Source organism: Mesorhizobium sp. M1C.F.Ca.ET.210.01.1.1 (genome assembly GCF_004791585.1).
Taxonomy (GTDB): Bacteria; Pseudomonadota; Alphaproteobacteria; order Rhizobiales; family Rhizobiaceae; genus Mesorhizobium.
The window spans coordinates 135,482-153,822 of sequence record NZ_SRUU01000013.1; the positions used below are offsets into that span (position 1 = coordinate 135,482).

Annotated in this window: 18 protein-coding genes and 1 pseudogene; 13 read left to right on the top strand and 6 right to left on the bottom strand. The window is 62.4% G+C overall.

Going from position 1 to position 18,341, the window contains the following annotated elements; translation table 11 throughout:
* Nucleotides 1-26 precede the first annotated feature (26 nt).
* A complete protein-coding gene (locus tag EN853_RS16835; RefSeq protein WP_127860821.1) occupies nt 27-413 on the top strand; it encodes a hypothetical protein in 387 nt (128 codons plus the stop codon).
* A gap of 189 nt (nt 414-602) precedes the next feature.
* On the opposite strand, the gene EN853_RS16840 is transcribed toward EN853_RS16835, so the two are convergent.
* Together EN853_RS16840 and EN853_RS33975 are read right to left on the bottom strand one after the other, a co-directional pair.
* A complete protein-coding gene (locus EN853_RS16840; RefSeq protein ID WP_127860922.1) occupies nt 603-1,586 on the bottom strand; it encodes a zinc-dependent alcohol dehydrogenase family protein in 984 nt (327 codons plus the stop codon).
* Between the two features lie 47 nt (nt 1,587-1,633).
* Nucleotides 1,634-1,807, bottom strand: a complete 174-nt coding sequence (locus EN853_RS33975; RefSeq protein ID WP_167524499.1) for a hypothetical protein — start codon at nt 1,805-1,807, stop codon at nt 1,634-1,636.
* Between the two features lie 231 nt (nt 1,808-2,038).
* On the opposite strand from EN853_RS33975, the gene EN853_RS16845 reads away from it, so the two are divergent.
* Nucleotides 2,039-2,686 (top strand): helix-turn-helix domain-containing protein, encoded by a 648-nt coding sequence (locus EN853_RS16845; protein WP_127860820.1) that lies wholly within the window; start codon nt 2,039-2,041, stop codon nt 2,684-2,686.
* 49 nt (nt 2,687-2,735) lie between these two features.
* Nucleotides 2,736-3,251, top strand: coding sequence for a GNAT family N-acetyltransferase (locus EN853_RS16850; RefSeq protein WP_127860819.1), 516 nt, complete (start codon nt 2,736-2,738; stop codon nt 3,249-3,251).
* Nucleotides 3,252-3,360: 109 nt separating this feature from the next.
* Here EN853_RS16850 and EN853_RS16855 read toward each other — a convergent pair whose 3' ends face one another.
* Both EN853_RS16855 and EN853_RS16860 read right to left on the bottom strand, forming a co-directional pair.
* A complete protein-coding gene (locus EN853_RS16855) occupies nt 3,361-4,545 on the bottom strand; it encodes an acetate/propionate family kinase (protein WP_127860921.1) in 1,185 nt (394 codons plus the stop codon).
* Between the two features lie 62 nt (nt 4,546-4,607).
* A complete protein-coding gene (locus tag EN853_RS16860; protein ID WP_127860818.1) occupies nt 4,608-6,983 on the bottom strand; it encodes a phosphoketolase family protein in 2,376 nt (791 codons plus the stop codon).
* 412 nt (nt 6,984-7,395) lie between these two features.
* Here EN853_RS16860 and EN853_RS16865 point away from each other — a divergent pair, with 412 nt between their 5' ends.
* The 4 genes from EN853_RS16865 to EN853_RS16880 all read left to right on the top strand — a co-directional run bounded on the left by EN853_RS16865 (nt 7,396) and on the right by EN853_RS16880 (nt 10,739).
* Nucleotides 7,396-8,364 (top strand): helix-turn-helix domain-containing protein, encoded by a 969-nt coding sequence (locus EN853_RS16865; RefSeq protein WP_127860817.1) that lies wholly within the window; start codon nt 7,396-7,398, stop codon nt 8,362-8,364.
* Nucleotides 8,365-8,509: 145 nt separating this feature from the next.
* Entirely contained in the window at nt 8,510-10,027 is a 1,518-nt protein-coding gene (gene adh, locus EN853_RS16870) for an aldehyde dehydrogenase (RefSeq protein WP_127860816.1), read from the top strand.
* Between the two features lie 64 nt (nt 10,028-10,091).
* Entirely contained in the window at nt 10,092-10,430 is a 339-nt protein-coding gene (locus EN853_RS16875; protein WP_127860815.1) for a DUF779 domain-containing protein, read from the top strand.
* Nucleotides 10,431-10,523: 93 nt separating this feature from the next.
* The gene (locus EN853_RS16880; RefSeq protein WP_127860814.1) at nt 10,524-10,739 is read left to right on the top strand and encodes a DUF1858 domain-containing protein; all 216 of its coding nucleotides are present in this window, start codon (nt 10,524-10,526) and stop codon (nt 10,737-10,739) included.
* Here EN853_RS16880 and EN853_RS16885 read toward each other — a convergent pair.
* Nucleotides 10,736-11,440: a Crp/Fnr family transcriptional regulator gene (locus tag EN853_RS16885; RefSeq protein ID WP_127860813.1), complete on the bottom strand. Its 705-nt coding sequence runs from the start codon at nt 11,438-11,440 to the stop codon at nt 10,736-10,738. The two genes, EN853_RS16880 and EN853_RS16885, sit on opposite strands and share 4 nt — an antisense overlap.
* Before the next feature lie 196 nt (nt 11,441-11,636).
* On the opposite strand from EN853_RS16885, the pseudogene EN853_RS16890 reads away from it, so the two are divergent.
* From EN853_RS16890 to EN853_RS16915, 6 genes and pseudogenes are all read left to right on the top strand, one after another.
* Nucleotides 11,637-12,835, top strand: a pseudogene (locus EN853_RS16890) (NnrS family protein).
* Nucleotides 12,836-12,991: 156 nt separating this feature from the next.
* Nucleotides 12,992-13,438, top strand: a complete 447-nt coding sequence (locus EN853_RS16895) for a pseudoazurin (RefSeq protein WP_127860920.1) — start codon at nt 12,992-12,994, stop codon at nt 13,436-13,438.
* Nucleotides 13,439-13,714: 276 nt separating this feature from the next.
* The gene (gene nirK / locus EN853_RS16900) at nt 13,715-14,818 is read left to right on the top strand and encodes a copper-containing nitrite reductase (protein WP_127860812.1); all 1,104 of its coding nucleotides are present in this window, start codon (nt 13,715-13,717) and stop codon (nt 14,816-14,818) included.
* 154 nt (nt 14,819-14,972) lie between these two features.
* The gene (locus EN853_RS16905) at nt 14,973-15,755 is read left to right on the top strand and encodes an SUMF1/EgtB/PvdO family nonheme iron enzyme (protein ID WP_245517059.1); all 783 of its coding nucleotides are present in this window, start codon (nt 14,973-14,975) and stop codon (nt 15,753-15,755) included.
* Nucleotides 15,756-15,775: 20 nt separating this feature from the next.
* Complete coding sequence (locus EN853_RS16910; RefSeq protein ID WP_127860810.1) at nt 15,776-16,219, top strand: group III truncated hemoglobin; 444 nt, start codon at nt 15,776-15,778, stop codon at nt 16,217-16,219.
* Between the two features lie 210 nt (nt 16,220-16,429).
* Nucleotides 16,430-16,861, top strand: coding sequence for a potassium channel family protein (locus tag EN853_RS16915; RefSeq protein ID WP_127860809.1), 432 nt, complete (start codon nt 16,430-16,432; stop codon nt 16,859-16,861).
* A 20-nt stretch (nt 16,862-16,881) separates the two neighbouring features.
* On the opposite strand, the gene hemN is transcribed toward EN853_RS16915, so the two are convergent.
* Nucleotides 16,882-18,255, bottom strand: coding sequence for an oxygen-independent coproporphyrinogen III oxidase (gene hemN, locus EN853_RS16920; protein WP_127860808.1), 1,374 nt, complete (start codon nt 18,253-18,255; stop codon nt 16,882-16,884).
* Between the last annotated feature and the right edge of the window lie 86 nt (nt 18,256-18,341).

Genomic DNA, 18,341 nt, shown 5'->3' on the forward strand with positions numbered 1-18,341 from the left:
TAGGAATGGCCGCAAAGGAGTTTGTCATGACCACTTTGCACGACCTCACCCCCAAATTCAGGAACATCCGCCTGCTTCTGGCTCGCGAGAAGGGCCATCCAGAGGGCGACCGCGAAGAAGGCTATGACGTGCTGGCGCCACTGACCGACGAAGGAAGGCTGGACGCAGAGGAATGGAAATCGCACCGGGCGGTCTGCCGAGTCCGCCGCTTCCGCACCGGCGAAGACGACCTTGTCGGCTGCTTGCGCCGCAAGCCGGGCGGCCAATGGTATTTCGACTACGCCGAGGGCGACCGTGACGATGAGGTGGGCTTCCATCTTGGCGAGGAACGCTTCGTCACCGGCGAGTATGTCTCGATAAAGCGCAATGGGGCCATGCACACTTATCAAGTGGCCCGGGTCGAGCAGCCCTAGCAATTCTCACGAAAGCGGGCCGGAGCCGGGCCATGTCACACCGCATCCTCGTTGTCATAGGCCGTCTCGACCGTCGCCTCATCGCCCGTGCAGCGCCCTGGCCTCGGCATATGCCGATGGCGCGGAACGGACCGACAACAGCGCCTGGAGGTAGTCTGAAAGATCGCGACGCGCCTTGGTCTGCTGCAGTCACGGCTGCAGGACAGCGGCTCCGTTCAACCTGCCCATGCGCAAATCGTCCAGCGCCTGGTTGGCTTCCTCGAGCCGATAGACCTTTGTGTGGGTACGCACCTGAGCGCGCCGGGCAATCGGGAAGAATTCCTCCGCGTCGCGGCGGGTCAGGTTCGCGACCGACACCAATTCTCGTTCTTCCCACAAAAGTCTGTAGGGCATCGATGGAATATCGCTCATGTGGATGCCGCCGCAAACGACGCGGCCGCCTTTGCGCACGGCTCGCAACGCCGCCGGCACCAGGTCGCCGACCGGCGCGAAGATGATCGCGGCATCGAGCTCGACTGCCGGCAGGGTGTCGGACGCCCCAGCCCAGGCCACGCCTAACGAGCGCGCGAATTCCTGGGCCTGGACGTCGCCCGGCCGTGTGAAAGCGAAGACCTCACGTCCCTGCCAGATCGCCACCTGGGTGATGATGTGGGCGGCGGCGCCGAAGCCGTAGATGCCGAGCCGGGTGCCGTTGCCCGCCTTCTTGAGGCAGCGCCAGCCGATCAGCCCCGCGCACAGCAACGGCGCCAAGGACACCGGATCCGCCGCGGCGTCGAGCTCGAAGGCGAAATGCTCGTCGGCCACGACATGGCTGGCGAAACCACCGTCGCGCGTATAGCCGGTGAAGAGTGGCTGGTCGCAGAGATTCTCGGCGGCGGCGGTGCAATAGGGACAGTGTCCGCAGGTGTGTCCCAGCCATGGAACGCCTGCTCTCTGCCCGAGCCGGGATCGCGACACGCCTTCACCGACAAGATCGACGATCCCTACGATCTCGTGGCCCGGAACGAGCGGCAGCCTCGGCCGCGGCAGATCGCCATCCACGACATGCAGGTCGGTCCGGCAGACCGCGCATGCCTCCACCTTGAGCCTGATCTCCCCCGGTCCCGGCATGGGGTCGGGGCGATCGACGAGGTGCAAAGGCGTGCCGGACTTTTCCAGCACCATTGCCTTCATCACGCTCCCCCGGTTTCCTGGAAAACGCGCTGATCCGGCACCCGTTCCTATCGCGAGTGCCTGATCCTGACGGGTTGCGGCCGGGTGCGACGACCGAAGCCATGGCTCGCCGAAGCGTGGCTGAGCTTCACTGCCGAAACCATTTCGAAGTAGAGCCCTGCGCCGGCAAGATAGGAAAGGCCGAGTATTCCAGCCCAGATGGCGATGATGTCGGACGTCATGGTCGGATTCCTTGGTTTCACGCTGGTTCCGAGCAAATAGTCGCCGAGCCAATTCATGCAGGCCTTGATCGTGGTCAATCGCATGGAACAACCGCTTCGCGCGGCGAGACCTGGCTCGATCGGATGGTTTCGGCCTGCCCTCTAAGTAGTTTCCCGTAGGGACATAACCGAATTTCGGCATGGCGGGATTTGCGCGATTGCTGCTGTCGAGAATTCACCGGGACCACAGCCATGCACGCTCAAGCCTCCGTCAAGATCGAACTGCCGTCATATGTTCCCCACCAGGCCCCCGCGCCCGTCCTTGATGTGGCGACAGCACAGCCGGTCAGCTTCTTCCCCGCAGGTGCCGAGATCTACGCCCAGGGCGAAAAGGCGGGTGCTCTCTACCAGGTCGAATTCGGCGCGGTCCGCATCTACCGCCTGCTTGCCGACGGCCGCAGGCAGATCAGCGCATTCCATCTGGCCGGAGAAACTTTCGGTTTCGAAGCCGATGCCACGCACCACTTCTTCGCCGAAGCCATCAACGCAACCGGAGTGCGGGTCTTTCGCGCTCCCTCGGGCATGGACATGTCCCGCCAGCTCCTGCCGCTTGCCCTCAAGGGCCTGACCCGGGCACAGGAACATCTTCTGGTGCTTGGCCGTCAGAACGCCATCGAGCGCGTCGCGGCATTCCTGGTCGAGATGTCGGAGCGCCAGGGCGGACTGCGCCAGGTGGAATTGCCGATGTCGCGCAACGACATCGGCGACTATCTCGGCCTCACCATCGAAACCGTGTCGCGCGTCTTCACCCGCCTGAAGGAGAAGGGCGTCATCCGCCTGCTCAACCTGCGCAGCATCGAAATTCTCAAGCGGGATACGCTTCTGGCGATGGGGGAATGAGGCTCATCTGAGGGTCAATCACCGCATCGATCTCCTGGAAGGGACGACAATGAAAAGCACGCTCACCACGCATACCGGATTTCGCTTCGAAGTCCGTCGCGCACGCCCTGAGGATGAGCCGCTCGTAGCCGAGTTCTTCACCCATGTGACAGCAGAGGATTTGCGCTTCCGCTTCCTCGGGGCCGTGAAGCAGGTATCGCACGAGCGGCTGGTGGCGATGACCCGTTCCGACGATCCGCATGTCCATAATTTTCTCGCCTTCTCGACCGACGGAATGCTGATCGCGGTAGCGACGCTGGCCAGCGATCCGGCGGACCGGCGCGGCGAAGTGGCCGTCTGCATTCGCCAGGACCGCAAGCATCTCGGCGTTGGCTGGGAATTCCTGGGTTACATCGCACGATACGCCGAGGAACATGGCATCGAGACGATCGAGTCGATCGAGAGCCGCGAAAACCGCGCCGCGATCGAGCTCGAGCGCGACATGGGCTTCACCGTCAAGACGGATCCCGACGATGCGACGCTCGTCCTGGTTCAGCGGAAGCTCGGCGCCAAGTTGCCGGGTTGAAGCATGTCTCCCGAAAGCGGGAACCACTTTCGGGAGACGGACACGCATAAACTCAAGAGCCTACAGCGGTTCAGCGTTTCACGGTATCGCTGAACCACTCTAGGTCGAGTCATCCCGTGACGGCAGTTTCGAGGTTGAGCAGTTCCATGGCCACTGCCCGTTCCTCGTCCGCCGGAATGACAAGAACATCGACACGAGAGCTCGCCGCGCTGACCAGCTCTTCGCGGCTTCGGTTCAAATCATCGTCGAGCATAACGCCCAGCCACCCGGCAGCTTCGCAGATCCTTTGCCGGATTTGAGGCGCATGCTCGCCAATGCCCGCGGTGAACACGAGTGTGTCGAGCCCCCCAAGCGCGGCCGCCAGCGATCCGATTTCACGTCCGATGCGGTAGACGAAGAGGTCGACGGCGCGGGCCGCAGCAAGGTCCTTCGAAGCAAGCAGGGTCTGCATGTCCCCGGAAATGCCGGATACGCCGAGCAAGCCGGATTGCTCGTAGAGCAAGGTGGTCAATTCCTCGGGTGACAGCTTGCGATCCTGCAAGAGATGCAGAAGGACGCCAGGATCGATGGCTCCGCAACGGGTGCTCATGACGAGGCCGTCAAGCGTCGAAAATCCCATGGTGGTCGCGAGGCTTGCCCCTGCCTTCATCGCGCACAGGCTTGCGCCGCTGCCGAGGTGCGCGACAATTGCACGGCCACCGGCAACGGCGCCGTAGCGGTCGTGAAGCTTCGCGGCGACGTGGCTGTAATTCTGTCCATGGAAGCCGTACGAAACGATGCCCTGTTCCGACATCTCATGCGGCACACCATAGATCTTGGCGAGTTCGGGACGCGCCGCGTGAAAGGCGGTATCGAAGCAGCCGACTTGTTCGGCTTCAGGCAGGAGGTGACTGGCCAGGTCGACGATTTCGAGATTGATGGACTGATGAATCGGGGCCAGCGGCTCGAGCCCGTGAAGAACATCGAGCGTGCGCTGATCCAGTCTTGTCGCGCGGGCAAATTCCCGGCCGCCATGCACGATGCGATGTCCGACCTTGCCGATCTGGTGCAAGAAACCGTGGCCGGCGAGGAACGAGGCGACGGCTTCGAATGCCTTCGCGATATCGATCGGCCCATCTCCCAGGCTCCTGTCGATTTCGGGCGAGAAGGCCGTGGACGCGATGTGCAGTCGTGGATGGGAGCCGATCGACGACACGCTTCCGCGAACAAGCAGGTGAAGCTCCTCGCGCCGCTGAAACAGGGCGAATTTCAGGCTCGAGGAGCCGCCGTTGAGCACGAGAATGGCATCGCTCATGGCCGGCCGCTCCCGGCCAACGCCGGATCGCTCGTCCATCTGGCCTGGCGCTTCGGCATCGGCTACTGCTGCCATTTCCAGTCAAGGATCTCCGGCATGTCCTGCCCGTGCTCGCGGATATAGGCCTGGTGCTCGATCAGCTTGCCTTCCATGGCCTGCTTCAGTCGGATATGCGCGCCGGCCGGCTCGGGAATTCGGTCGAGCACGCCAAGCACGATATGATAGCGGTCAAGCCCATTCAGCACGGTCATGTCGAAAGGTGTCGTTGTCGTCCCTTCCTCATTGTAGCCGCGCACATGGATGTTGTCGTGGTTGGTCCGCCGATAGGTCAGGCGATGGATGGTCCAGGGATAACCATGATAGGCGAAGATGACCGGCTTATCCCTGGTGAAAAGCGCGTCGAACTCGCGATCCGACAAGCCGTGCGGATGGTGTTCCTTGGGCTGCAGGGTCATCAGGTCGACGATATTGACCACCCGGATCTTGAGGCCGGGGATATGGTTTCTCAGAAGCTGGACGGCGGCCAGGGTCTCGATCGTCGGAACATCGCCGGCGCAGGCCATCACCACATCCGGCTCGGCCCCATTGTCGGTGGACGCCCACTGCCAGATGCCGACGCCGGCGTTGCAGTGGACTTTCGCCTCGTCGATCGACAGCCACTGCCAGGACTTGGCTTTGCCAGCGACGATGACGTTGATGCGGTTCCACGTCCGCAGCACATGGTCGGTCACGCAAAGCAGGCTGTTGGCATCCGCCGGCAGGTAGACGCGCACGACGTCCGCCTTCTTGTTCAGGGCCACGTCGATGAAACCCGGATCCTGATGGCTGAAGCCGTTGTGCTCCTGCTGCCAGACGTGGCTGGACAGCAGATAGTTCAGCGAGGCGATCGGTCGTCGCCAGGGCAGCTTGCCGCAGGCGTCCAGCCATTTCGCATGCTGGTTGAACATGGAATCGACGATGTGGGTGAAGGCCTCGTAGCAGGAGAACAAGCCGTGCCGGCCGGTAAGCAGGTAGCCTTCCAGCCAACCCTGGCAGGTATGCTCGGAGAGAATCTCCAGCACCCTGCCCTCCTGGCCGAGGTGCACATCCTCGGGCAGGATCTTCTCCATCCAGGCGCGCTCTGTCACCTCGAAGACATCCTGAAGCCTGTTCGAAGCCGTCTCGTCGGGACCGACGATGCGGAAATTTCCGGCGTTCTGGTTTAACGCCATGACGTCGCGCAGGAAATTGCCCATCACACGGGTCGATTCCGCCTTGACGCCTCCGGGATGCTCCACCGGGACCGCGTGCTCGTTGAGGCCTGGCAGTTCCAGCGACCGGCGCAGAAGACCGCCATTGGCGTGCGGATTGGCGCTCATGCGCCTGGCACCTTGCGGCGCGGTGGCGCGGATCGCGGAAACTGGCACGCCCTCGGCGTCGAAGAGTTCCTCAGGCCGGTAGCTCCTCAGCCATTCCTCGAGCAGCTTCAGATGCGCAGGATTTTCGGCGAGACCGGAGAGCGGAACCTGATGTGCGCGCCAGAACCCCTCGGTCTTCAGCCCGTCGACCTGCTTGGGTCCAGTCCAGCCTTTCGGGCTTCGCAGCACGATCATCGGCCATTTCGGCCGCCCGCCGATGCCGCCTTTGCGAGCCGCCTGCTGAATCGCCTCGATCCGATCCAATGCGTCGTCCAATACGACCGCCATCCGCTCATGCATCGAGGCCGGCTCGTCGCCCTCGACGAACAACGGCTCGTAGCCGTAGCCGACAAACAGCGCGCGCAGTTCTTCCTCGGGGATGCGGGCCAGAATGGTGGGATTGGCGATCTTGTAGCCGTTGAGATGCAGTATCGGTAGCACCGCGCCGTCACGTGCCGGGTTGAGGAATTTGTTGGAGTGCCAGGCGGTGGCAAGCGGCCCGGTTTCCGCCTCGCCGTCCCCGACGACGCAGGCGACGACAAGATCCGGGTTGTCGAAAGCGGCGCCATAGGCATGCGAGAGCGCGTAGCCAAGCTCGCCTCCTTCATGGATGGAGCCGGGTACATCAGGGGCGGCATGGCTGGGAATGCCGCCCGGAAACGAGAATTGCCTGAAGAGCTTCTTCAGCCCGGCCTCGTCCAATGAGATATCGGGGTTGATCTCGCTGTAGGTGCCTTCGAGATAGGTGTTCGCAACCATTGCCGGTCCGCCATGGCCAGGACCGCAAACATAGATGACGTTGGCATCGCGCGATCTGATTGCGCGGTTGAGATGCGCATAGACGAAGCTGAGGCCTGGCGAGGTTCCCCAATGGCCGAGCAGCCTGGGCTTGACGTGCTCCAGCCGAAGGGGCTCGCGAAGCAGCGGATTGTCGAGCAGGTAGATCTGGCCGATGGTCAGGTAGTTGGCGGCACGCCAGTAGGCATCGATGTCGTGCAGCTCCTGCGCGGACAAGCGATTGGGGCTGGGGCGCTCGGTCATTTCCGTCTCCTTCGCTGGTTCCAAACCGACCCCGGGCCGAAGCACAACGCGTCGAGGCTGCCATCGGTTCATGACCGGCCGGTGTCAAGACTGGCCGCCGTTGGTCTATTGCAGGAAGAAGGATCGGGCTTTGATCCATCGCAATTGACGTCCGCAGCCGCCTTTTGGCGATGGTTTTTGCGCTCGATCAATGAATCCCACTCTCATGGCCCTAGGTTTGGCAGATGAAGTGATGGCACCCGGCAAGGAGGCTATCAATCAATCCAAAATCGCCGCGTGAGGAGCGGATCTGATTCTTCTGTCGAATTGACGGGTGTGGTGATTGAAAGCAGAAACTGGCGCAGGAACAACGCAACCCTGAGGCAGGCTGCTTCGCAAACCGGAAGGCAGACTAGGGTTTGGGAGGATAAGCATGGGCGAGAATTTATCTGGCCATCATGCCGACCGCATTCAGGCCGCGATCACTTCGGACGCGGCGGCAAAGTCCGCGCTGGTTGCCTCCTGGCGACGATCTTCCAACTTGCATCGGCTCGATCCGGCCGATCGCAGCCCGGCGCGCTACCTGACGGAGTTCGAGCTGGGAGAGGCCAGGCAGCGCATCGAACCGCTGGTCCGGGCCGCCCAATCGAGCCTCGACCGGCTGTATCTTGCAGTTGGCGGCGTCGGATGCTGCGTCCTTCTCGCCGATCGGGACGGCGTGCCGGTGGAGCGGCGCGGCGCGCCGGTGGATGACGAAACGTTTCATTGCTGGGGATTGTGGACCGGCTCCGTCTGGAATGAGGAAAGCCAGGGCACCAACGGGATCGGCACCTGTCTGGTCGAACAGCGCGCGCTGACGATCCATCGCGACCAGCACTTCTACACGTGCAACACAGGGCTGAGCTGCACCACCGCGCCAATCTACGATCACCGGGGCGATCTTGTGGCTGCGCTGGACGTGTCTTCCTGCCGGGCCGATCTGACGGAGGCCTTCGCCAATCTCATCTCAATGGCGGTGATCGACGCGGCACGCCGGATCGAAGCGGAGAATTTCAAGATTGCATTTCCCAAGGCGCGAATTCTATTGGCGCCGGTCGCCGACAAAGGCTCCGGCGCGCTTATCGCCGTCGATGCCGATGATCTCGTGGTCGGCGCCACCCGTTCGGCTCGCCTGGCGCTTGGAATGACGCAGCAGTGCCTCGACAAGCCGATGCCCGCAGCCGATCTGCTCGGCTGGGCGAAGGACGGCCCTGAGGTCCTTGCGGAGGCCGAGCGTGGCGTTCTGCAACGGGCGCTTGCCCGCGCCGATGGAAATGTCTCCGCCGCGGCTCAGGCGCTTGGCATCAGCCGCGCGACGCTTCATCGGAAGCTCAACCGCCTGGACGTCCATCGGTCTCACTGATTGTTCGAATCCCCACATGAGTGTCGCAATCTTGCGACACATCCTGGCCGGGCGCCGTGCCGGGCACGGTGACAAGAAGCCTGGAAATCGCAAGTCTCTTTTCGAAGCGTCGCATTCCGCGGCGTCAGCTTTGGGAGGAAGACACATGAACAAGGTTGAATTCTCACGCTCGGTCAAGGCGCCCTTCGCCAAGCGTTACGGCAATTTCATCGGCGGCAAATGGGCCGAGCCGCATTCCGGCCGCTACTTCGAGAACCACTCGCCCGTGAACGGTCAGTTGCTGTGCGAGGTGGCGCGCTCGGACGCTCAGGACATCGAGGCGGCCCTGGACGCGGCGCATGCGGCCAAGGATGCCTGGGCGCGCACCAGCGTGGCCGAACGGTCGCTTATCCTCAACCGCATCGCCGACCGCATGGAGGAAAACCTCGATCTGCTCGCATGCGCCGAAACCTGGGACAACGGCAAGCCGATCCGCGAAACGACCGCCGCCGACCTGCCGCTTGCGATCGACCATTTCCGTTATTTCGCCGGCGCGTTGCGTGGCCAGGAAGGCAGCCTTTCGCAGATCGATGACGATACGGTCGCCTATCATTTCCATGAGCCGCTGGGGGTGGTCGGTCAGATCATCCCGTGGAACTTCCCGCTGCTGATGGCCTGTTGGAAGCTTGCTCCCGCGCTTGCGGCCGGAAATTGCGTCGTGCTGAAGCCAGCCGAGCAGACGCCGGCCGCCATCATGCTGTGGGCCGATCTCATCGCAGACCTGTTGCCGCCGGGCGTGCTGAACATCGTCAACGGCTTCGGCCTCGAGGCCGGCAAGCCGCTCGCCTCCTCGCCGCGCATTGCCAAGATTGCGTTCACCGGCGAGACCACGACGGGCCGGCTCATCATGCAATATGCCAGCCAGAATCTGATTCCCGTCACACTGGAGCTCGGCGGCAAATCGCCCAACATCTTCTTCAAGGACGTTGTCGCCGAGGACGACGATTTCTTCGACAAGGCGATCGAAGGCTTCGTCATGTTCGCCCTCAACCAGGGCGAAGTCTGCACCTGCCCCAGCCGCGCGCTCATCCATGAATCCATCTACGACACCTTCATGGAACGTGCTCTCAAGCGCGTCGAGGCGATCGTGCAGGGAGACCCGCTCGATCCGGCAACGATGGTCGGCGCGCAGGCTTCGTCCGAGCAATTGGAAAAGATCCTGTCCTACATCGACATAGGCCGGCAGGAAGGAGCGGAAGTGCTGACCGGCGGCGCCCGCAATCTTTTGCCCGGTGATCTGGCGGGCGGCTATTACGTCAAGCCGACGGTGTTCAAGGGTCACAACAAGATGCGCATCTTCCAGGAGGAGATCTTCGGGCCGGTGGTTTCGGTCACGACCTTCAAGAACGACGACGAGGCGCTCGCCATCGCCAACGACACACTCTACGGCCTCGGCGCCGGAGTCTGGACGCGTGATGGCAACCGTGCCTACCGCTTTGGCCGCGCGATCCAGGCCGGGCGCGTCTGGACCAACTGCTACCATGCCTATCCCGCGCACGCCGCTTTCGGCGGCTACAAGCAGTCCGGTATCGGCCGTGAGACCCACAAGATGATGCTCGATCACTACCAGCAGACCAAGAACATGCTGGTCAGCTACAGCCCGAAGAAACTCGGCTTCTTCTGATCGCCTCTTGGCTGATGGGCGCGGCTCCGAAAGGCCGCGCCCATCGGCAGAAAGGGAGGAGCCCATGCAAGCGAAGGTCACTGCGACGCCGGCAGCCCTTGCACTGCTGGCCGAAATTGTTGCCGAACATGGTCCGGTTTTGTTCCACCAATCCGGCGGTTGCTGCGACGGCTCTTCGCCCATGTGCTATCCGCGCAACGGCTTCATAGTGAGCGACCAGGATGTGCTGCTCGGCCATATCGCAGAAGCGCCCTTCTACATCGGCGCCTCGCAATTCGAGGCCTGGAAGCACACCGATCTCATTATCGACGTGGTGCCGGGCCGTGGCGGTATGTTTTCGCTCGACAATGGGAGGGAGAAGCGCTTCCTGACACGGTCGACGATCTGCGCCGTCAAAACGTGAGGGACGGTATCGACCTGCTTCCTCTTTGTCTCAGCGCAACGAGCATCCCGGAAATCGGATGCAACATGCCCGCCTCCAAAGCGGAGAAGCGGCATGAAACGCAAACTGAACGACGATGCGACGATGGATGGCATCATGCGCGAGGCGCCGGCGGCGATCCGCGTCGTTCTCCAGCACGGCATGCTGTGCGTCGGCTGCCCGATCGCTTCCTTTCACACGGTTTCGGACGCGGCACGCGAGCATGATCTCGATGAGGACCAGCTTCGCCGCGACCTGCAGGCCGCGATCGAAGGCGGTGTCGTCGATTAGCTTTTCGTCGCGCGGCCTTCGGCGATGACGAGGAGTCGATGCGGCTCGGCCACGACCACCCGCTGCCGCCCGCTCTTGACGAGTCCCTCGTCTTCCCAGGCTGAAAGCAGCCGGCTCACCGTATGGAGCGTCGTGCCCGTCATCTCGGCGATGTCCTGGCGTGAGATCGGGAAGTCGATCAGGAACCCTTCGTCCGTCTTTTTTCCCGATTGTTTGACCAGCTTGAGCAGCGCATGCGCGACGCGCTGTTCCACCTGCTCGGTGGACATCTCGATGACGCGCGTGTGGGCATCCTGCAGCCTGGTGCCCACCGTCCTGTACGTGTTGGCGCTGAAGCTCGGGAAGGTCGCCGCGAATGTCGGCCAGAGCCGACTTGGCCAGGCAAGCGCGACGCAATCGACGGCCGCGATGGCATTTGCCGGGTAGGTCGTCAAACCCAGCGCGCTGGCGATGCCCATCAACTCGCCCGGGCTGATATATCGGACGGTCACCTCGTGCCCGTCCGGGGTCGATTTCACCACGCGCACATGGCCGTCGAGCAGCAGGAAGAAGGAATGCGCGTCCTGCTCCTGCTCGAACACCGGCTGATCCTTGGCGACCCGGATGGACCTTGCCTGCCCAACTATGCGATCGAGGTCCGCGGCAGCGATCCCCTCGAAGACAGCCAATCCGGCAATCAATGATCGGTCAAGGCTTGCCAATTGCCTTTCCTCCCCGGCAGAACACACGCGCCCCTGGCGGACTGTGTCACGGACGACCGCCGGTCGACAAGTGAAGCCTCCTGTCGCTGACGTCCGCGATTCACTTTCTTGTTTGCGCTGAGGCAAATTCCATCCCTCAGCGCCGAGATAGAAGGAACCGCTCAGGCATCTTGCCCGGCTTCCAATGAGGTATGTCATGGCAATTCCGCGCACGCGGCCAAGCGCCTATCCGGCGATTCTGTCTACGGCTTCCGGCCCTTCTTTCTGCTCGGCTCGCTGCAGGCGGGCATCGCGATCCTTTTGTGGTTGCCGCTCTATTACGGCAAGCTCGAAACCTTCAGCGCATTCCTGCCCATCGACTGGCATATCCACGAATTGCTCTTCGGCTATCTGACAGCAGTCGTGACAGGCTTCCTGCTGACGGCAATCCCGAACTGGACCGGACGTCTTCCCGTTCAGGACTTTCGCCTGCTGGTGCTCGTGCTGCTCTGGATCGCGGGCCGTGCAGCCGTGTTCTTCTCGGCAGAGATGGGCTGGCTCTTGAGTGCAGCAATAGATTGCTCATTTCTGCTCGCTGTGGTCGCCGCCGCCGCGACGGAAATTATTGCCGGACGAAACTGGCGAAACCTCAAGGTGCTCCTGCCCGTCGCAACCCTTTTGGCGGCAAATGTCATGTTTCATGTCGAAGCGCACTATCAGGGCGTCTCCGACACGAGCCGCCGCCTCGGCCTTGGAGCGGTTGTCGTCCTCATCATGATCATCGGCGGGCGGATAATTCCGAGCTTCACGCGCAATTGGCTGGTTCGCGAGAAGCCCGGCCGGCTCCCAGCGTCATTTGGCAGGTTCGATATTGGAACCATCGCGCTGTCCGCCGTCGGGCTCGCCGGGTGGACCTTCTTTCCAGAAAGCATCGCAACCGGCATGTTGCTGGTCGCCGCCGCGATCTTCAACGCCGTCCGGCTTGCCCGCTGGGCGGGTCACCGGACGCTACCCGACCCGTTGGTTCTGATCCTGCATGTTGCGTTCGCCTTCGTGCCGCTTGGGCTGCTGCTCGCCGGGTTGGCCGTTTTCGCCCCGGAACGCATTCCGGCAGTGTCCGGCATTCATGCATTCGCGGTGGGAGCGATCGCATGCATGACGCTCGCCGTCATGGCCCGCGCCACCCTCGGCCACACAGGCCGCGATTTGAAGGCAAGCCGCGGAACATGCGCGGTCTTCGTCGCGATCGTAGCCGCAGCCGTTTTGCGCGTCGCCGCCGCGATGCTGCCTGCCGCCGCGATACTCCTCCACATCTCGGCGGCACTCTGGGTTGCTGCCTTCGCCGGCTACGCGCTGCTGTTTGGCGGGATGCTCCTGCGGCCGCGCCTGCAAACGCGCCGCAAGAGTGTCTCTTGAGAGATGGGCGGACGACTGCTCCGTCCTCGCGTGCTCCTCCGCCTTCGACAATCGGTTTCGTCGAACAATTTGCGCCAGCGCAAATCGCCAAGTCGGCCGGCCGTCTACAAGGGCGCGACGGTTGACGCCGTGGTGAACCAAAGAAAGGACTACCCAATGAAACTGACCCTCGCTGCCGCGGCAATCGCGTTGCTTTCCATGGCTGGCGCGGCAAATGCCGCAGAACACGTCGTGCAGATGCTCAACAAGGGAGAGAAGGGCTCGATGGTCTTCCAGCCCGACTTCGTCCGGGCGGCGCCTGGCGATACGGTCAAGTTCGTGCCGACCGACAAGACCCACAATGCCGAGAGCATCAAGGACATGATCCCGGAGGGAGCCGAGCCTTTCAAGGGCAAGCCAAGTGAACAGATCACGGTCACTCTCACCAAAGAGGGTGTCTATGGCGTGAAGTGCGCTCCCCACTATGGCATGGGCATGGTGGTGCTGATCGTCGTCGGCAAACCGGTCAACCTGGACGCGGCGGAAGCCGTCAAGCAGGCCGGCAAGGCAAAGACCGTGTTTGCCGAACTGTTCGCCGAGGCGACCAAAGCCGCTTCGAACTGATCCGACAGCATGTCGAACTGCCTCCGCAATGGCGGGCCGGAGGCACAGGCCGGGCAGACCTGGGGAGAGGTCTGTCCGGCCTCTTTGTACCGGCCGCGCGCTGGCCGGCGCGCGAGGGCCCGCTGGCTCGCCGAGGCTTTGCCTTGGAGGTTTCTGTCGAAGTAAGTTCTCAATAGGAAGTCGCGCTAATTGCAACAGGTTTGCGAAAACGCAAAGACGAGGAGCGCGAAGATACTATCCTGATTTTATCGAAATCGTGAAGTCCAGGAGATGGAAATGCTTACGAGACGCGAAGCTTTGTTGGGTTCTGTTCTTACTGCCGCCGCCGTTGCCACCATTGGTTCAGCGCCGGTGGCGGCGGCCGCGAAGGATGTCGCCGGGCTGCCGCGCGAGAAAGCGACCCTGGTCGCGCCGCCTTTCGTGCACGCTCACGACCAGGTGGCCAAGGGCGGCCCCAAGGTCGTCGAGTTCACCATGACGATCGAAGAAAAGCCGATGGTCGTCGATGCCGACGGCACGCAGCTCAACGCCATGACCTACAACGGCTCCATTCCGGGCCCGCTCATGGTCGTGCATGAAGGCGACTATCTCGAGCTGACGCTCATCAATCCCGATACCAACAGCCTCGCTCACAACATCGACTTCCATGCTGCGACCGGCGCGCTCGGGGGCGGCGGGCTGACGCTGATCAATCCAGGTGAGCAGGTAACGCTGCGCTTCAAGGCGACGCGCACGGGAACATTCGTCTATCACTGCGCGCCGGGCGGAGCGATGATCCCGTGGCATGTCGTGTCTGGAATGAGCGGAGGGGTCATGGTGCTGCCTCGCGACGGCCTGAAGGACGAAAAGGGCAAGCCCGTCCGCTACGACCGCATCTATTATATCGGCGAGAACGACTTCTACATCCCTCGTGACGAGCAGGGAAAATTCAAGAAGTACGACTCGGCCGGCGACAACTACGATGACACCGTGAAGGTGATGCGCGGGCTGATCCCGACGCATGTCGTTTTCAACGGCAAGGCGGGATCGCTGACCGGCGAGAACGCCATGAAGGCAAAGGTTGGCGAAACGGTGCTGATCGTCCACTCCCAGGCCAATCGCGACACCCGCCCGCACCTGATCGGCGGGCACGGCGACTTCGTCTGGGAAGGGGGCAAGTTCGCGAACCCGCCGGCCAAGGACATGGAAACCTGGTTCATACGCGGCGGTTCGGCGGGTGCCGCGCTCTACACATTCCGGCAGCCGGGAATCTATGCCTACGTGAATCACAATCTGATCGAGGCAGTCGAGCTAGGCGCGACCGCGCATTTCACGGTCGACGGAACTTGGAACGATGATCTGATGATGCAGGTCGAAGCACCCAAGGCGATCACCTCCTAGACGAGGAAGCCGATCGCTCTGCAGCCCGCCGTTACCGCAGGCGGGTTGCACCGGCAGGCGGAGTTTCGAGATGTCTTTCGACCCTGTCTTCACGTTCGGAACAATCGCGGCTGCCGCCCTCATCGGTCTGGGCGTCAGCCGCGCGATCGACGACATGTCCTCGCAGCCCGGGAGTCCAATTGCCGCGAGTGAGTTGGTGACTCTGAAACCCGGTTCATTCAACCACCCGCAGCCTGGCGAATTCCTCAAGGACAACCGTCCCGCGCCGGCGCCCGTCTTGATAGAGACCATCGATGCGCCGCTGGAAATCATGAAGTTCCAGGTGAGCGCGTCCGACTATGACCGTTGCGTCTCGGATGGGGCCTGCAAGCCCGCCGACTCGCGCCATGCCGGCAACGTTCCGGCGACAGGCGTCAGCTTCATCGATGCGCAGGCCTATGCGAGTTGGCTGTCGGCGCGAACCGGCGAAACATGGCGCTTGCCGACAGATCCGGAGTGGGCCTTTGCCGCAGGCGAGCGATTTCGTGCCGACATAGAAGGCGGAGAAGGCGACCCGTCCGACCCGGCAAGGCGATGGCTCACGCGGTATCGCAACGAAGTCGCGCTGGGACGTAAGCCGGATCCTGAACCGCGACCGCCCGGGTCTTTTGGCCTCAACTCAAGGGGCGTTGCCGACATTGCAGGCAACGTCTGGGAGTGGACATCGACATGTTACGCCCACGCAACGATGTCCAGCGACGGCACCGTCAGCTCGATTGCCAATTGCGGCGTGCATGCCGTAGAGGGTTTCCACCGCACTTACATGTCGAACTTCATCCGCGACGGCAAGAGCGGCGGTTGCGCGGTCGGCACACCGCCGGACAATCTCGGCTTCCGTCTTGTGCGCGAGCGCGGTGGCCTTCTGCGGGCCGTCCTTCGCCGCCTGGGCATCACCTGACATCAACAATGAGAGCACGAATGACTTCGAGATCCGCTGTGATCGAACGGGCGCGCCCTGCCGCCGAATTGCCTCTGGACCACGACGGCGTCGACAGGGCGTCGATGGGCAAGCTGGTGCGCGCGTTCTATGCGAAGGTCAGGAACGACGAACGTCTCGGTCCAATTTTCGCTCGCGAAATCACTGGTGATTGGGAGCCGCATCTGGAGAAGATGACGGACTTCTGGTGCTCCGTTATCTTGAAGAGCGGCGACTATCACGGACGGCCGGTGCCGGCGCACCTGAAGCTCGGGGATGTCACCGAAGCCGACTTCGATATCTGGCTGGCTCTCTTCCGTGAAACGGCGTCGGAGCTGTTCGCGCCCGAAATCGCGGCGGTGTTCGTCGAGCGGGCGGAACGGATCGCTGCGAGCCTGAAGCTCGCCATGTTCTTCCGCCTGGATCCCGCCGCGGGGCGCAGGTAGCGGATGGATTGACTCGGGCTGGTGATCGTCCCTGGACCCTGCTAAAGCGTGTCTCCCGAAAGTGGGAACCGGTTTCGGGACAAAGACATGCGTAAAATCAAAAACCAAAAGCGCATGGAGCGAATCTGAAAGATCGCGACGCGCTTTAAGCCGGTCCCGGACTTGATTTTAAGCAAAGACCAAGCTCATCGGAGGACATAGCTTCCTCGAATGATCCTCAATCTCTGCGTCGGCACGATTGTCATCAGCCTGACCGTCCTGATCCACACGTTCGGTCTCATCGCGGTCACCTACGCGATGGCGCGCCTGGTCGCCCGCTTTCGCATGCACGGCCGCCGCAGTCGCGTCGTGGCGATGATCACCGTCGTAATGGGCCTCTTTGCAATCATGACGACTGAAGTATGGCTTTGGGCCGGCGTCTATCGCCAGCTTGAAATCCTGCCCGACTTCGAGACCGCGCTCTACTTCTCCACCATCACCTTCTCCACTGTCGGCTATGGCGACGTGGTGCCCGCTCACGGTTGGCGCGTCCTGGCGGCCCTGGAAGGCGTGAACGGGTTTCTGCTGATCGGCTGGTCGACCGCTTACCTGATCGCGGCCGGCACCCGTGTCGGCCCCTTCAGGGTTGGCGAGCACTTCTGATCCGCGGCGCCGCGTATCGCTCAGACCGCGACCGAGTGCCTGGCGGTTCCGCTCCTGAGATATTTGTCGAATTTCGCCGCGACCGTCCTGACAAGCGGACGGCTTTGTTCCGGCACGATGAAGTTCTCGCCGTCCAGCCTCAGAAGCTGGCCTGCGCCGCCGATGGCCAAGCGACTCGCCTCGCAGAGCAGGCGTTGGCCGACATTTCCGAAGCGTTCGACAAGCTCTATCGCGGAGAAAGTGAAGTTGCACATCAGGCGTTCGATGACCCATGCCCTCGCCTGGTCATCGACGCTGAACTCAATGCCGCGCGCCACCGCCAGCTGCCCGGCGTTCACGACCTTCTCGTACTCGCCGGTCGCGATGATGTTCTGAGCATAGCCCTGGCGGAACCGGCTGATGGCGGAAGGCCCAAGGCCGATCAGAGTCTCGCACTGGTCCTCGGTATAGCCCTGGAAATTGCGACGGATTTTGCCGCCGCGCGCGGCGACGGCCAGCGTATCCTGCGGCTTGGCAAAATGATCCAATCCCAACGCCTCGTAGCCGGCATTGACAATCAGCCGCGCGGCGAGCTGCGACTGAGCCAGGCGTGCGGCTGAATCGGGCAGCCAGGCCTCATCGATCATCGTCTGATGCTTCTTGAACCACGGCACATGCGCGTAGCCGAACAGCGCCAGCCTGTCTGGCGCCAGCGTCAGCGCCTGGGAGACAGTCGCCGCAACGCTCTCGCAGGTCTGGTGCGGCAGTCCGTAAAGCAGATCCAGGTTGACGGACGTGACGCCTCGCGCCCGCACCGCATCGACAATGCTCTTGGTCAGCGCGAAGCTCTGCTCGCGATTGATCGCCTTCTGCACCTTGGGATCGAAGTCCTGGACGCCGAGGCTTGCTCTCGTCATGCCTATCGCCGCGAAAGCGTCAAGCCGCCCCTCGTCCATGTCGCTCGGATCGATCTCGACACTGAGACTGGCGTCATCGAGAAAGTCGAACCGGTCCCGCAACGCGCTTCCGAGCATGAGGATGTCGTCGGGCTTGAGCATCGTCGGGGAGCCGCCGCCGAAATGGACGGCGCGGACCCTGCCCAGGCCGCTCACCAGGCCGCCGACAGTTTCGATTTCTCTGTGCAGCGAACGCAGAAAGGTGGCCACCGGCGCATAGTGCCGGGTCTGCTTGGTGTGGCAGGCGCAGAACCAGCACAGCCTGTCGCAATAGGGGATATGCAGATACAGCGATATCTCGTCACTGCTCTCAAGCGCATTCAGCCACCCGCGAACCGTCACCGCGTCGACTCCCGAATGGAAGTGCGGCGCTGTCGGGTAGCTTGTGTAACGTGGCACGTTCTCCGCCGGGTTAGCGGTCAATAAGCGATGCGCGTCGTTGGCAGCTTTTGGTTCCATTGAGCCAATCTAGCCGGGCAGGCAAGCCGGACTTTGATTTCGATCAAGGTACCGGCGGCATGGACAAACTGACGCAACAATAACGC